Origin of the sequence: Flavobacterium sp. RSB2_4_14 (genome assembly GCF_051547085.1) — a bacterium.
In the GTDB taxonomy this organism is placed as follows: domain Bacteria; phylum Bacteroidota; class Bacteroidia; order Flavobacteriales; family Flavobacteriaceae; genus Flavobacterium.
Genome location: NZ_JBPTTL010000001.1, coordinates 869,578 through 883,287 on the forward strand (window position 1 = coordinate 869,578; position 13,710 = coordinate 883,287).

The 13,710-nt window shown below is 32.6% G+C and carries 20 protein-coding genes and 1 pseudogene; 9 read left to right on the plus strand and 12 right to left on the minus strand.

Annotated features, from left to right (window positions below):
• The first annotated feature begins 10 nt into the window (after nt 1-10).
• The 5 genes from ACSVH2_RS03925 (at nt 11) to ACSVH2_RS03945 (ending at nt 2,624) form a co-directional block, all read left to right on the plus strand.
• The gene (locus tag ACSVH2_RS03925; RefSeq protein WP_438091850.1) at nt 11-367 is read left to right on the plus strand and encodes a cytochrome C oxidase subunit IV family protein; all 357 of its coding nucleotides are present in this window, start codon (nt 11-13) and stop codon (nt 365-367) included.
• A 75-nt stretch (nt 368-442) separates the two neighbouring features.
• Nucleotides 443-1,099 carry a hypothetical protein gene (locus tag ACSVH2_RS03930; protein ID WP_438091851.1) on the plus strand — a complete coding sequence of 219 codons (657 nt, stop codon included), beginning with the start codon at nt 443-445 and terminating at the stop codon, nt 1,097-1,099.
• 11 nt (nt 1,100-1,110) lie between these two features.
• Nucleotides 1,111-1,794, plus strand: a complete 684-nt coding sequence (locus ACSVH2_RS03935; protein WP_438091852.1) for an SCO family protein — start codon at nt 1,111-1,113, stop codon at nt 1,792-1,794.
• The gene (locus ACSVH2_RS03940) at nt 1,787-2,380 is read left to right on the plus strand and encodes a DUF420 domain-containing protein (protein ID WP_438091853.1); all 594 of its coding nucleotides are present in this window, start codon (nt 1,787-1,789) and stop codon (nt 2,378-2,380) included. The genes ACSVH2_RS03935 and ACSVH2_RS03940 overlap by 8 nt, the downstream gene beginning before the upstream one ends.
• Nucleotides 2,370-2,624 (plus strand): hypothetical protein, encoded by a 255-nt coding sequence (locus tag ACSVH2_RS03945; RefSeq protein WP_438091854.1) that lies wholly within the window; start codon nt 2,370-2,372, stop codon nt 2,622-2,624. The genes ACSVH2_RS03940 and ACSVH2_RS03945 overlap by 11 nt, the downstream gene beginning before the upstream one ends.
• A gap of 2 nt (nt 2,625-2,626) precedes the next feature.
• Here ACSVH2_RS03945 and ACSVH2_RS03950 read toward each other — a convergent pair whose 3' ends face one another.
• A complete protein-coding gene (locus ACSVH2_RS03950; protein WP_438091855.1) occupies nt 2,627-4,018 on the minus strand; it encodes a DUF4403 family protein in 1,392 nt (463 codons plus the stop codon).
• A gap of 163 nt (nt 4,019-4,181) precedes the next feature.
• On the opposite strand from ACSVH2_RS03950, the gene ACSVH2_RS03955 reads away from it, so the two are divergent.
• From ACSVH2_RS03955 to tsaB, 3 genes are read left to right on the plus strand one after another with little or no spacing between them, the layout of a single operon-like run.
• Entirely contained in the window at nt 4,182-5,627 is a 1,446-nt protein-coding gene (locus ACSVH2_RS03955) for a TolC family protein (RefSeq protein ID WP_438091856.1), read from the plus strand.
• A 4-nt stretch (nt 5,628-5,631) separates the two neighbouring features.
• Nucleotides 5,632-6,963, plus strand: a complete 1,332-nt coding sequence (locus tag ACSVH2_RS03960; protein WP_438091857.1) for an efflux RND transporter periplasmic adaptor subunit — start codon at nt 5,632-5,634, stop codon at nt 6,961-6,963.
• 20 nt (nt 6,964-6,983) lie between these two features.
• Nucleotides 6,984-7,643, plus strand: coding sequence for a tRNA (adenosine(37)-N6)-threonylcarbamoyltransferase complex dimerization subunit type 1 TsaB (gene tsaB / locus ACSVH2_RS03965; RefSeq protein WP_438091858.1), 660 nt, complete (start codon nt 6,984-6,986; stop codon nt 7,641-7,643).
• Nucleotides 7,644-7,795: 152 nt separating this feature from the next.
• On the opposite strand, the gene ACSVH2_RS03970 is transcribed toward tsaB, so the two are convergent.
• Complete coding sequence (locus ACSVH2_RS03970) at nt 7,796-8,206, minus strand: hypothetical protein (protein ID WP_438091859.1); 411 nt, start codon at nt 8,204-8,206, stop codon at nt 7,796-7,798.
• Between the two features lie 251 nt (nt 8,207-8,457).
• Nucleotides 8,458-8,631 (minus strand): hypothetical protein, encoded by a 174-nt coding sequence (locus ACSVH2_RS03975; protein WP_438092271.1) that lies wholly within the window; start codon nt 8,629-8,631, stop codon nt 8,458-8,460.
• Between ACSVH2_RS03975 and ACSVH2_RS03980 the strand changes: the two are divergent.
• A pseudogene (locus tag ACSVH2_RS03980) lies at nt 8,584-8,709 on the plus strand (tRNA (adenosine(37)-N6)-threonylcarbamoyltransferase complex dimerization subunit type 1 TsaB); the annotation flags it as partial. The gene ACSVH2_RS03975 and the pseudogene ACSVH2_RS03980 overlap by 48 nt on opposite strands.
• A gap of 2 nt (nt 8,710-8,711) precedes the next feature.
• Here ACSVH2_RS03980 and ACSVH2_RS03985 read toward each other — a convergent pair.
• The 9 genes from ACSVH2_RS03985 to ACSVH2_RS04025 form a co-directional block, all read right to left on the minus strand.
• Entirely contained in the window at nt 8,712-9,362 is a 651-nt protein-coding gene (locus tag ACSVH2_RS03985) for a formylmethanofuran dehydrogenase subunit E family protein (RefSeq protein ID WP_438091860.1), read from the minus strand.
• On the minus strand, nt 9,359-10,066 hold the full coding sequence (locus tag ACSVH2_RS03990; RefSeq protein ID WP_438091861.1) for an aromatic aminobenezylarsenical efflux permease ArsG family transporter: 708 nt from the start codon (nt 10,064-10,066) through the stop codon (nt 9,359-9,361). The genes ACSVH2_RS03985 and ACSVH2_RS03990 overlap by 4 nt, the downstream gene beginning before the upstream one ends.
• Nucleotide 10,067: 1 nt before the next feature.
• Nucleotides 10,068-10,475 carry a nitrophenyl compound nitroreductase subunit ArsF family protein gene (locus tag ACSVH2_RS03995; RefSeq protein WP_438091862.1) on the minus strand — a complete coding sequence of 136 codons (408 nt, stop codon included), beginning with the start codon at nt 10,473-10,475 and terminating at the stop codon, nt 10,068-10,070.
• Between the two features lie 27 nt (nt 10,476-10,502).
• Nucleotides 10,503-11,225, minus strand: a complete 723-nt coding sequence (locus ACSVH2_RS04000; protein WP_438091863.1) for an acetolactate decarboxylase — start codon at nt 11,223-11,225, stop codon at nt 10,503-10,505.
• Between the two features lie 10 nt (nt 11,226-11,235).
• Nucleotides 11,236-11,694: a DinB family protein gene (locus ACSVH2_RS04005; protein ID WP_438091864.1), complete on the minus strand. Its 459-nt coding sequence runs from the start codon at nt 11,692-11,694 to the stop codon at nt 11,236-11,238.
• Entirely contained in the window at nt 11,691-12,668 is a 978-nt protein-coding gene (locus tag ACSVH2_RS04010; RefSeq protein WP_438091865.1) for a permease, read from the minus strand. The genes ACSVH2_RS04005 and ACSVH2_RS04010 overlap by 4 nt, the downstream gene beginning before the upstream one ends.
• Nucleotides 12,669-12,683: 15 nt before the next feature.
• On the minus strand, nt 12,684-13,070 hold the full coding sequence (locus ACSVH2_RS04015; RefSeq protein WP_438091866.1) for a rhodanese-like domain-containing protein: 387 nt from the start codon (nt 13,068-13,070) through the stop codon (nt 12,684-12,686).
• 6 nt (nt 13,071-13,076) lie between these two features.
• Complete coding sequence (locus tag ACSVH2_RS04020) at nt 13,077-13,310, minus strand: thioredoxin family protein (protein WP_438091867.1); 234 nt, start codon at nt 13,308-13,310, stop codon at nt 13,077-13,079.
• A gap of 82 nt (nt 13,311-13,392) precedes the next feature.
• Complete coding sequence (locus ACSVH2_RS04025; RefSeq protein WP_438091868.1) at nt 13,393-13,698, minus strand: ArsR/SmtB family transcription factor; 306 nt, start codon at nt 13,696-13,698, stop codon at nt 13,393-13,395.
• Nucleotides 13,699-13,710 lie beyond the last annotated feature (12 nt).

The window sequence follows — 13,710 nt, forward strand, 5'->3', positions numbered from 1 at the left end:
ATTTTACATTATGTCACACGCACACGAACACGTATCAAACACAAAAAGAATTTGGCTAGTTTTTGCCTTATTATCTGTTGTAACAACCGTTGAGGTATTTTTAGGAATTGTTAGACCAGAGTTTTTATTCATGAATAATTTTTTAAGCATGAATTTATTGAACTGGGTTTTCATTATTTTGACTTTATATAAAGCATACTATATTGTTTGGGCTTTCATGCACATGGAAGGCGAAAAAAGCAGTTTACGATGGGCAGTTGTGGCCACCGTTATTTTCCTTGTGATATATTTACTTTTCATACTTCTTGTTGAAGCTGATTATGTATTCGAGGTTTTCAAAAATTCTACTATCAAATGGAATTTTTAACATTATATTAATTCAAAAAAAGTCCCGATTAGTCGGGATTTTTTTATTTTTGTACTTCTCATTTTCACTATTCTAATGAAAAAAAATATTGTCCTTTTTGTATTGTTTATTTTACCAATTGTTGCTTATCTTTTTTTTGCTTCGGGAGTAAATATCTTTATTACATTACCCACCATTACACCCAAAGTATCCGATGTTAACCAACAATGGAAATCATTAAATGGAGAAACGGTAACACTCAATAAAAAAATAACCATATTAGGATTTACTGGAGAAGATATTATCATGAATAGTGGTAATTTTTTCACACTCAATCAAAAAATATATAATAAATATAGAGCTTTTAAGGATTTTCAATTTGTATTTGTAGCTCCAGACGGAACACAAGAACAAGCCAAAAAGCTTTTAAAAGAATTGGCTAAATTGTCTGATGTATCAGGATATCATTTTGTGTTTGCTCCAGCTAACGAAATCCAACCGTATTATGATAATTTGAAACTGTTAGGTAAACTTGATGCTAAATTGGGAACGCCTAATGTTTTTATCATTGACAAAAAAAGAAATCTTCGAGGCAGAAAAGGTAAAAGCAATAAAGGCGAACCAGAATATAAAGAAGGTTACAATACCACTTCGGCTGCGGAATTACATAATGATATGATGGATGATGTTAAAATTATTTTGGCAGAATACAGATTGGCGCTTAAAAGAAATAATGCAGACAGACAAATTTAGGACTTCAGCAAATGAAAAATAAATCATACATCGGATTATCGTTTATCATATTGGTTTTTGGTATTATTTTTATTCCAAGGATTATAAACAGAATTAAAAATGGCACTGTGGTTCAAGGTGACAGAATTGATGCTATTTCAAATCATAAAAATTCGGAAACAGGGTTAAGACTAATTGGTCCAGCGCCCAGTTTTGAATTAATTAATCAAGATAAAGTAAAAATTTCAAACGAAACCTATAAAGGCAAAGTTTATGTGGTGGAATTTTTCTTTTCGACTTGTCCTTCTATTTGTCCTATTATGAATAAAAACATGGTGGATATACAAAATATATTTTTTGGCAATCCTAATTTTGGTATCGCTTCTATTTCAATAAATCCTGAGTTTGATACTTCAGAAGTTTTAAAAGAACATGCCAATAAAATTGGTGTTAAATCATCAAATTGGCACATGCTTACTGGCGATAAACAATATATTTTTAACATTGCCAATAAAGGATTTAACCTTTATGCAGGTGAAAATAAAAATGTAAACGGAGGATTTGAACACTCTGGACTTTTTGCCTTGATTGATAAGCAAGGTAATATTAGATGCAGAAATGACAAATTTGGCAATCCTATTTTATATTATGATGGATTGGAAAAAAGCGGTGTAAAAGCCATTACAGAAGACATTAAAAAACTATTAAATGAATAAGCAAGGAGAACCATCATTAGAGAAGAGATTTAAAGCTTCAATTATTGCCGTTTCTATCATAATTCCTGTTGCGGTAGCGGTATTATTTTCGGTGAAGTTAAAAGACTTTGGCATAGAAGTAGAACCATTGTCTTTTTTACCACCTATTTATGCTACTATAAACGGATTGACAGCGCTACTTTTAGTTATGGGAGTAATTGCTATTAAAAACGGAAATCAAAAAGTACATCAGCGTTTTATGACTGCAGCTATTGCTTGCTCCGTTGCTTTTTTAGTAATGTATGTTGCTTATCATATGACTGCGGTTTCAACGGTTTTTGGTGATATCAATGCCGATGGACTTTTGGACGAAACAGAAAAAACAAATGCAGGATCAATGCGCTATGTGTATTTGTTTATTTTACTATCTCACATTTTACTGTCTATAATCATAATTCCGATGGTGTTGTTTACTTATGTTAGAGCATTGTCTGCGCAATTTGACCGACACAAAAAATTAGCCAAAATCACCTTCCCGATTTGGTTGTATGTTGCCATTACTGGAGTTATAGTTTATTTGATGATTTCACCATACTATGCAAATTAAAGAGATAAGTATAAAGGGAAAAGGAATAGGATTTAAATTGTTGCTGCTAACTATTGCCTATTGTCTATTGCCTGTTGCCTCAATCGCTCAATGCGCCATGTGTCGTGCTTCACTAGAAAGTTCTGGAGATAATGCTAAAGTGGAAGCCGTGAACGATGGAATCGTCTTTCTAATGGCTATTCCTTATGTTCTCGTAGCAGGAATTGGTTTTGTGATTTATAGAATGTATTATAAGAAGAAATAGGGTTAATCCATTCCGTCAATTTTCACATTCATTTTCCCTGTAGCGGTAATAAATGCAATCATGGCTTTATCGGTTACTTCCACTTTTTCAAACTCAAACTCATTCAAAGTTCCGTTTACAAAAACACCTTTCATTGGGGAATAATTATTCAAGTAGGGCAACAAACTTTTTTTGCCTTCCTCTAAATTTTCTTTGATAGAATAACGACAGTTTTCCTGAATTTTTTTCAAAATAACTCCTTGCAACAACCAATTGGCAGTTTTGGTTAACATTCCTTTTGTGCTCAAAACATAATCCATTTGGTCAAAATAAATTTCTTTAGTAATGGTATTATAGTTTGGAATTCCCGATAAATAAATTGTGCCATTCATACTTCCTGTCATGTCGAGAGCAATAATAATTTTTCCGTCTTTTTGCCACATTTCTACCTTTTGAACCACAATTTTTCTACTGCCAGCAGCAAATTCTTTTCCTTGAAAGTTAGAAGTAATTATTTTGGAAGCACTTTCATAAGTAGAAATAGCCGCTATGTTTGCCATTACTTTATCTGGCACATTAGTCACGGGTTTAAATTGTATGGCAGTTCTATCAAAAGTATTTTTAGGTTTTAAACCCACCATAGTTTGCATGTTACATTTTAAACCTAAATCCATGTTGATTTTATTTTTGCCTAAAACAGCATCGGTAACATATACTTCTACAGGAATAAGTTTGAACCAAGTTTGGTATACTTCACTGGTCAAAAATGGTGCACTCATTTTGTCTAACACATCAAGTACATAAGGTTTGAAATCGCAGGAGCTTTCAATAGCTTCATCAATTTTTCTCGAAATAGTGGATTTAAAAATTGAAAGAGTGGGATTGATGATATAAGTAATTGGTATTTTTTTTCCTGCCACAAGAATTGTTGGACTTTCTGACCAAGTAAAATCTTCAATTTTAGAATTGGTTGACATTTTCCAATTGGATAATTTCACATCGCTAAGCAATGTAATGGTTCCGTTTAAGTTAATTTCTCGGGTGTCGTTTAATCCCATAAAATCAGTGCCATATTTGAATTTAGCCCAAATTTTTAATGGAAGAACGGTTTGGATTTTACCATTTTTTTCAATCAATTTTATTGGTGCTGTTTTCCAAATTTTCATCGCCGTTTTGTCGTCTTCCAGATTGGAGTCATCATAAATTTGACCAGTCATGGTTTTGTTTAATTGATTTTCAATTTCTTTCAAGCTAATTTCCAATGGCATATTAACAAACGATGTTTTCGTTTTATAAACCATTGGTGCATCATTAGAAGGAAGCGGTTTTAGTGCATCAATTTTTTTGGTGGAAGAACAACTATTCAATAGTATAGAAAGACTAAAGATGGAAAGGATTGATTTTAAATTTGACATAACTGAATTTAAATTTTTTGACAAAAATAATTTTAAAATCTAAATAAAACTGTAACAAAATTGAAAAAGTAATGTCTAAGATTTTAGGTGTTCTATCTTAATAACAGGGCAAAATGAATATCTTTGTCAATCAAAAAAATTGTTCTCATTAGCTTGCTTGAATATGAAAAAAATAAGAATAAAAAACTTTTTCCTACTTTTCGTTTTGTTCTTTGGAGTACTTTCTTCAGCACAAACAAAAAAATGGACACTTGTAGAATGTGTAAATTATGCTTTGAAGAATAATATTTCCATTAAGCAAATCGAATTAGATACCCTTTCAGCGGATATAGAAAAGAAAGCTGCTTTTGGAAACTTTTTACCAACTTTCAATGCAAATTATACTCACTCTTGGAATGTTGGATTAAATCAAAACATCACAACAGGTTTGTTACAAAATCAAACCACTCAGTTTTCATCTATGGGTTTGAGTTCAAATGTGTCTATTTATAACGGTTTGCAAAATCAAAACAAACTACGTAGAGCAAAATTATCCATACTGGCTTCGCAATACCAATTGTCGAAAATGAAAGATGACGTTTCCTTAAATGTTGCCAACGCTTTTCTAACGATTTTATTTAATAAAGAAAATTTAAAAGTTCAAAAGCAACAATTAGTTAATGACGAAAAGCAATTAAATCGTGCGGACGAATTGGTAAAAGTAGGTTCAGTGCCACGAGGCGATTTATTGGATATGAAAGCTACTGTGGCATCAGACAACCAAAAAGTGGTAATTGCAGAAAATAATTTATTATTATCAAAATTGAGTTTGGCTCAATTATTACAATTAGACGATTTTCAAAGTTTTGATATTGCCGATGAAGATTTCATTCCAGAACAGAGTAGTGTTATGACAGAAACGCCCGAAGCCATAATCGAAAAAGCAAAAAAAGAAAGAGCCGAACTTAAAATAGCCAAAGCCAATTTAGACATTGCCGAAAAAGATTTAAAAATTTCCAAAGGCGCATTTCAACCCAGATTAATAGGGTTTTACGCTTTTGATACTCGTGTGAGTTTTGCAGAAACAGTAGTTGGATTTACACCAAATTTAGATGATCCTACCAGAGTGATTGGTTTTGTTGAAGGCACTAATCAAAGTGTTTTGCAACAAAATTTTATTCCTGTAAAAGGTGCTGCCGCTCCAATTGCGGATCAGTTAAGTGATAACAAAGGACACAATTTTGGGTTGCAATTAAATATTCCTGTTTTCAACGGGTTTTCTGTTCGAAATAATGTTGAACGTTCTAAATTGGCATTTGAGAAATCAAAAATTGCTTATAGTACAGAAGAATTGAATTTGGAGCGAAATGTATTTACAGCATTTACAGATGCAAAAGGAGCTTTAAATACTTATGAGTCTGCCATATCATCATTAGAATCGAGAGAAGAAGCGTTTAATTATGCCAAAGAAAAATATGCCGTAGGAATGATGAATGCTTTTGATTACAATCAGGCACAGACACTTTTCACAGCAGCGCAATCAGAAGTTATCAGAGCAAAATATGATTATATTTTTAAGCAAAAAGTTGTAGAATTTTATTTTGGAATCCCAATCGTTAATAAACAATAAAGACATGTCAAAAAAAAGAATTTATATTTTATCAGGAGTTATCATTGCCATAGTAATTCTGTTAGTCGTACTTTCCAAAAAAGGAATTATAGGGAATAAAGATTTAGGAGTAGAAATTGAAACCGCTGCAGTGGATGAAATTACCATTGTAGAAACGGTATCTGCAACCGGAAAAATTCAACCTGAAATAGAGGTGAAAATATCTTCAGAGGTTTCTGGAGAAATCATCGAATTGCCTATAAAAGAAGGACAAGTTGTCAAAAAAGGACAATTGTTAGTAAAAATAAATCCCGATTTATACACTTCAGGATACAATAGAACAGTATCAAATTTATCGGGAACAAAAGCCGGTTTAAGCCAAGCCGATGCTTCTTTCAAAGAAGCTAAAGCCAATTATGAACGAAGCAAAACCTTGTATGAAAAAGGAATTATTTCAAAATCTGATTGGGATAAATCAATTGCCACTTTTGAAGTAGCCAAAGCCAATAAAGAGTCTGCATATTTTAGTGTTCAAAGTGCCAATGCTACAGTTAAAGAAGCCAAAGACAACTTAGGAAGAACAACAATTTATGCGCCAGCAGATGGAACTATTTCCTCTTTGGGCGTTGAACTTGGTGAACGTGTTTTAGGAACACAACAAATGACTGGAACAGAAATTTTGCGTGTTGCAAATTTGGACAATATGGAAGTAGAAGTAGATGTGAATGAAAATGATATTGTAAAAATTAGCATTGGCGACAGCACCAACATTGAAGTAGATGCTTATTTGAAAAAAGAATTCAAAGGTATTGTCACTAGTATTTCCAATTCGGCAAGTACGACAATTACAGCCGATCAAGTAACTAATTTTAAAGTAAAAGTTAGAATTCTGAAAGAGTCATACCAAGACTTGCTAGAAGGGAAACCATCCAGTTATTCTCCTTTCCGACCAGGAATGACCGCAACAGTAGATATAATTACTAATAGAAAAGAAAAAGTGATTGGTGTGCCTATCAGTTCAGTAGTAATCAAATCATACACCACAGCAACCAAAAGCTATGAAGCAAAAGAGGAAACTGCAGATAAAAAAGTTACCACAAAAAGTGATAAAAAATACGAATGTGTTTTTGTGAAAGTAGGTGATAAAGCTAAGATAAGAGTGATCAAAACCGGAATTCAGGATGACTCTAATATCGAAGTGATTTCTGGTTTAAAGAAAGGCGATGTTGTCATTATTGGACCTTATACCACAGTTTCTAAAGACTTGAAATCGGGAGATAAAGTCACTACCAAGAAAGATTCCGAAAAGGGGAAAAAGGATGAAAAAGAAACAGAAGTAACTGTTTCTGCGGGTTAAGTTGCTATTTTCAAAAACCTATGACTTACATTCTAAATATAGAAACGGCAACTAGAAATTGTTCTGTGTCTTTGTCCAAAGATGGCGAAACCATTTTATGCAAAGAAATAGCAGAGCAAGGCTACTCTCATGCCGAAAAATTGCACGTTTTTATAGAAGAAATTCTCCAAGAAACTAAGGTTGATATAAAAGAGCTTAATGCCATTGCTGTGAGTAAAGGTCCAGGTTCTTATACAGGTTTGCGGATTGGTGTTTCTACTGCCAAAGGGTTGTGTTATGCGCTTGGCATTCCTTTAATTTCACTAGACACATTACAGGTTTTAGCCAGTCAAGTTGCTGTTGAAAATGGTATTATTGTGCCGATGATTGATGCCCGAAGAATGGAAGTGTACAGTGCCGTTTTTGATACTAATCATCAAAAAATAGCAGCAGTACAAGCCGAAATTTTAACCGAAAACAGTTACTCAGAATTCACCGAAACTGTCTATTTTATTGGTGATTGTCAAGAAAAATGCCAAACGGTTTTAACCCAAAACAATTTTATTTTTCTTCCCGAAATTGTATTTCCATCCGCTAAGGAAATGGGGAAATGGAGTTATCAAAAATTTATGAATACCGATTTTGAAGATGTCGCTTACTTTGAACCTTTTTATTTGAAGGATTTTTTGATGGTTAAATAAATTGGATTTTAGGTATAGTTTTCAGGATTTTAACTTTTCGAAACTACCCGAATTAATGGACTTTAACAACAAAACTTGATTTAAAAAACTAAATTTCATTATCTACAAAACTGTTTATGGAAAACGAAACCCTGCCATTTGGGTAGGTACTTTTATATGGCGTTTTTCCTTGCTCCACCATTGTCTTTTAGGTTTTTTGTCACATTTCTTTTAATTTCTTTGTAGTTGTCTATGAATAATTCGGATAAAATGATTTGATTGTCGTCTTTGGTCAAAATTATTGTTTCTTCAAAGTTTCCAAGTCTTGTTGAATTTATTTTCGTTTCAAACCCTAATAAGTCATTAGTAGATATGTTTCTTCTAGTGAAAAAAATGTTGTGAAGAACAATTTGCTCGTCCGTAATTTTGATAAATATCAATTTTCTTAATGTCTCAAATTTAATTAGCCAAACAAGAGTCACAGAAAATAGAATTGCCATAAAATAGTCTATCCATCTAAGTTTTAAAAAGTCAATAGGATAATTGTCAATTATTATTTTAGAAGAAAAAATTATTAATGACATTGCTAAAAATGGAAATAGACAAGCTTTAGATGTAAGTTTTGATTTCACTGTTTAACGGTTGTTTTTTAAAATGCCCTATAACTCATAAATTAGCGCGTGTTTCAAATACAAACAATTGTATTAGTTTGTACTAATTTATAAACGTAAATATAATACAAACATTTTTCCATTGGTTTAAAAACATAAGAACCTTTGTAAAAAGAGTAAAAATCAATTCTAAATTCAGGATTAATCCAACTATTTCTAGTAATCTATTCCCTTGAAGATTCTCTAACAAAAGGTTGAATGACAATTCCGGCATGGTCAAAAGCTTCTTTGCAATTTTCTAAAACATAAGATGACATTTTATTAAATTCTTGATAGTGGATTTGCAACCCGAGATTGTATTTCCATCCGCCAAGGAAATGGGGAAATGGAGCTATCAAAAATTTATGAATACCGATTTTGAAGATGTCGCTTACTTTGAACCTTTTTATTTGAAAGTTTTTTTGGTAAATAAGTAATATCAATTATTACATTTAGGCAAGTTTTTATTCAAAATATCTGTTTTTAAATAATCATTTTTTGAGTTGGGTTGCCAATCGAAATCTTCAATATTTGTAACAGTAAAAAGTGGCTCTGGGTTTGATTTCAAGAGAAATGTTATGAAGTCATCCTCCAATTTTTTTAAATGCTTTAGCTCACAAGACGATAGTTTTTGCTGTACTGCTAAATTGCCTAAACTATCAATTTCTCTGGGTATTACATCTTTTTTTATTGAAATGGAAACTGTTTTTTTGGTATCAATTCGTTGCACGACATAGACTCCAGGAATAGTTGGTTCAACATAAAAAGTTTGAAATTGGTATCGTCCGCCAGTAATGTAAATAGCAACATCTGTGAGGCAAGGAGATGGTTTGCTAACAATTCTCAAATTAGTTCTATCAATTGCTTGATTGGGATATAAAATTTTCATTCCTTGTTGCATAGCCAAAGCGCCAACTACCAAACCATCACATAAATGTCCGTGAAATTTTTCGAGGTCTTTAAGAGTAATATTTTGTTCATAGCTAACTCTTCCTTTTGAAAAATCGGTATCAATAACTTTAAAGGAAATTGGATTGTTTGTAACACAAGATGACAGTATAATGGCTAAGAGTAAAACTAGTTTTTTCATATTATTTTCAAATAAATATTGATGTAATACAAACCTGTTATGATAAAAGTTACTCCTGCTAAAATCCGCATTACTTTTTCGACTTTTGTTATGGTTTTAAAATAATTGCCCAATTTTTCCATACTGTAAGCAATTACAAAACCAAAAAATATAACTGGCAATCCCGTTCCAATAGAAAATAAAATTGGTAAAACTAAACCTGCATCGGCTGAAAGTGTCATTGGAATGAGCATGGCAAAAAACAAAGCACCACTGTAGGGACAAAATGCCAATGCAAATAATGCTCCCAAAAGAAACGAACCCAACAATCCTTTGGTTTTGAATTTCTCGGAAAGTGTATCGGTAAGATTGCTTCCTTTTATAAAATTAAGCTTGATAACGTCGAGCATAATCAAACCGATTATGATCATAATTGGACCAATAAATTTCTCTCCGTTTCCTTGAAATAGTTTTGCGATTTGAAATTTACTAGCACCAAAATAGATTATGGTTCCGATTGCTGTATAGGAAAACATTCGCCCAAAAGTGTATAAAAAACCACTTAACAATACTTTCTTTTTACTGTTTATTGTTTTGGCAATAAATGCTGTTGCAGTGATGTTGGTTGCCAGCGGACAAGGTGCAATAGCCGTTAATAAACCCAACGCAAAAGCCGAAAGTAGTGGAATTTCTCTATTTTGAGCTAGTTCGGTTAACCAATCCATATTATTTAAAAGCTTCGATTTTTTTCTTCAATTCAGTGATGAATTTGTCTTTATCACTTGCGTTCATAAAAGCCATATCCGTCAAATCTTGTTTCTTTTTAGTTTTTGCATTGTATAAAAACAAAGCGGTTCCACTTGCTTCAAATTGTGCTGCTTTTGCTTCGTTTTTCTTGTCATCTACATTCACTAACGAAAACGGAATGGATGGATAACTTTTTAAAGTTTCTCTGGTTAATTCTTCAATTTTGTTACACGTCATACATCGATGTTCCGAATGAAATTGAATAATCTCGATGGTTGCTTTTGTAGTGTTTTTTGTAGTTGTTTTGTTTGCTTGTGCGTTTCCGTTACAAGAAACAAATAGCAACGCTATAGCTGCAAATACGGATGTTACAATTCTTGTGTTCATGTTTTAGTTTTTTTAAAATTCTTAATTTTATTTTGAAACGAATAGTTTAATTGATTTTGGATTGAAAGACACTTCATCTAAATGGCCCATTTTTAAATTGTCATTTGTAATAAGATGCATGTGTAAAAAAGTGTCGTGATGCGTAAAAATAGTTTTATGTTCGGTAGAAAAAAATCCGACTATACGAACTTGTTCATTTTGCAATTCAAAACTTTTTCTTCCTTTGTGTGCATCGTCGGGAGAATTAACTGCTGTGTCTTTTGGTAAGTTTACAATGTGAATAGAGGCAGCATCAATTTTTCCTTCTAACTTGAATAGAAAAGCTTGGATGTGTTTTTGGCTAATTTTATCGAGATAGTTTTCCAATGAAGGAATTGTGGTAACACTATCGGGCATTGTAAGCTGTTCCCATTCTGAAATATTCGCATAGCCAAAAAAAGGTGCTTTGCTATTAAACGTTTCAACTACTTTCATAGTGCTGTCATTTACAACAGTTGATTTATACGATTTGCCATCAATAATAAGTAGTTCGGCACTCAAATATTCTTGAGGACCAAATCCATATAAATGTTCTCGATTGCTAATGGTGTCAAGATTAATGATGCCTTGGAGTTGCCCTTTCCACATCACATTTTTCATCATACCGACCACTTTTACTTCGGTTGAATTTGCTATTGTTTTTTTGGAATTATCGCAAGACACAACTAGTAAACTTGTTATTGCTGTTAAAGTAAAGATTAGTTTTTTCATTTATTTGGCTTTAGTTTGTTCCATATTTTGTGATTATTGCCATTTGACCAGCATGATAAGCCGTGTGAGAAACTATTCGACCAAAGGCTTCTGCTTTGGTTTTGGCGCCAAATTCTTGTGTGGTAATCGTAGTTTCCCAGTCGGTATCGGTTTGTTTTTCAACAATCGATTGTAATTTTTCAAAAGAATAAGTAACATATTCTTTTAACTCTTGAAGGTTTTTCCATTCACCAGTATCGTGTTTTTCGATAACAGTTTTGGCAGTCACTTTTACATCAGTAGCCCCAAAAACATTTTTAGCAAAAAGCAATTCTACGTCGCCAATATGCCTAATCAAGAAACCAACTGAATTTACAGATGGATTTAACTTCTTGGTTAAATCATTTTCTGTAATCGTGTCTAATTGATTAGTGAATCGTGTTCGAGATTCAATCCAAATTTCGAGAAAAAGTTGTGTTTTTGTTTTCATAATAATGCATTAAATAGGTAACCTGATACAATCATAAAAAAGGCAATGGTTCCAAAGTAGATGGCAATGAGTTTCCAATTCATTACTTTTTTCAAAAGCATGGCTTCGGGCAATGATAAACCAATAACGCCCATCATAAAAGCAATGGCAGTCCCTAGTGGAACGCCTTTGGCAACCAAAACTTGTACAACAGGAATAACTCCTGCCGCATTGCTATACATTGGAACTCCCATTAATACTGCTAATGGAACTGCAAACCATTGTCCTTTATTAATGTAATGTTCAAAAAAACCTGTTGGCAGAAAACCATGCATCAATCCACCAATAGCAATGCCAATAATGATATAAGGAGAAACACCTTTTACAATATTGAACGCTTCTTTTAAAATAGCAGGAAAGCGTTTTAGGAGTGATAGTTTTTCCTCTTCTTCTAATTCTTCCTCCGTTTGTGCATTAGCTATAATATTTTGCACCCAAGGCGAAAGGTGTTTTTCTAATTTTAATTTTCCCAAAGTAAAGCCACCAAGAATTCCTAAAACTATTCCTGTAAGAACATAAATAGCGGTTACTTTAAAACCAAATGCTCCTGCAAATATGGCTATGGCAACTTCGTTTACTAATGGTGCAGTAATTAAATAGGTGAAAGTTATGCCGAGTGGAATGCCTCCTTTGACAAATCCAATAAATAAAGGAACAGACGAACAAGAACAAAAAGGTGTAATCACCCCAAAAGTTGAAGCAAACAAATATTCTAATCCATACATTTTGTTTCTGCTCAAAAAGTTACGCACCTTATCCACTGGAAAATAAGAATTTACAATTCCCATTACCGTTGTAATTACAAAAAGCAGTAAGGCAATTTTTAAAGTGTCGAAAACAAAAAAGTTTAAAGCATCACCTAGTTTAGTGTGTTGTTTAACTTCAAAAACACTGTAAATTAACCAATCTGCAATATATTGTAACCAATCAAACATGACATAGAATTTTACTTAACAACAACTTGATGAAGAACAACAGCCATCATCGTTACCCAAAACAGTAGTAGTATCGCCTTTTGTGGGAAATCCTTTTTGCACCCAACGAATAATACCGTGTTGCATGTTTACTACATTTTCATAACCATGATTGACTAAAAATCCGGTTGCTCTTAAACTTCGACCTCCGCTTTTGCAAACCATTACTACAGGTTTGTCTTTTGGAATTTCGCTGAATCGTTCTTCAAAGTTAATTAATGGAATATGCAGTAAATTAGGCACATCGTAAGACAATTGTGCTACTTCATCAACTTCACGAACATCAACCAATAGAGCACCATCTTTTACCCAAGTCTGAGTAGTAGTTGGGCAAATTTCTTTTACTAAAGTTTGATTTTCCATTTAGTTTTATTTTAAAAGTTCTTTGATTTCCTCAATTTGAGCAATTCTGCCTTTTATTTTTGCTACTTCATCAATCATCAAAACTGGAGTGGTCAAAATGTTGTATTTCATCATTTCTTCAATGTCTTCAATTTTGGTAACTTTTGCATCAATTCCTAGTTGTTTTATGGCTTCTAAAACATTGTTGTAGGTTGTTTTGCATTTGCTGCAACCGGTTCCTAAAACTTTTATATTTTTCATCTTTTTATGATTTAAATTACATTCGTAAATTTACGAACAATAATTCAATATTCGTAAGATGGCGAATGATATTTTTAAAAAATTATGTCAATATATTATTTAAAAGTTTTTTTGCTAATTCCCAATTTTCTTTATTAACGCAATATTTTACCGTAGGAGGATTTATTGTTCCTTGTATTAATCCTGCATCTTTTAATTCGTTCAAATGTTGGGATAAAGTAGATTTTGCAATGGGTAATTCTTCGGCCATATCACCATGATAGCAACACGATTGGGAATTTAGTAATTGTAAAATAGCAATTCGAACGGGATGCGCCATTGCTTTTGCGAAACGTGCCGTTTGCTCTTGGTCTTTCGTGAAATAATTTGCTTTAGTAACCGTTGCCATAAACTTTAAATT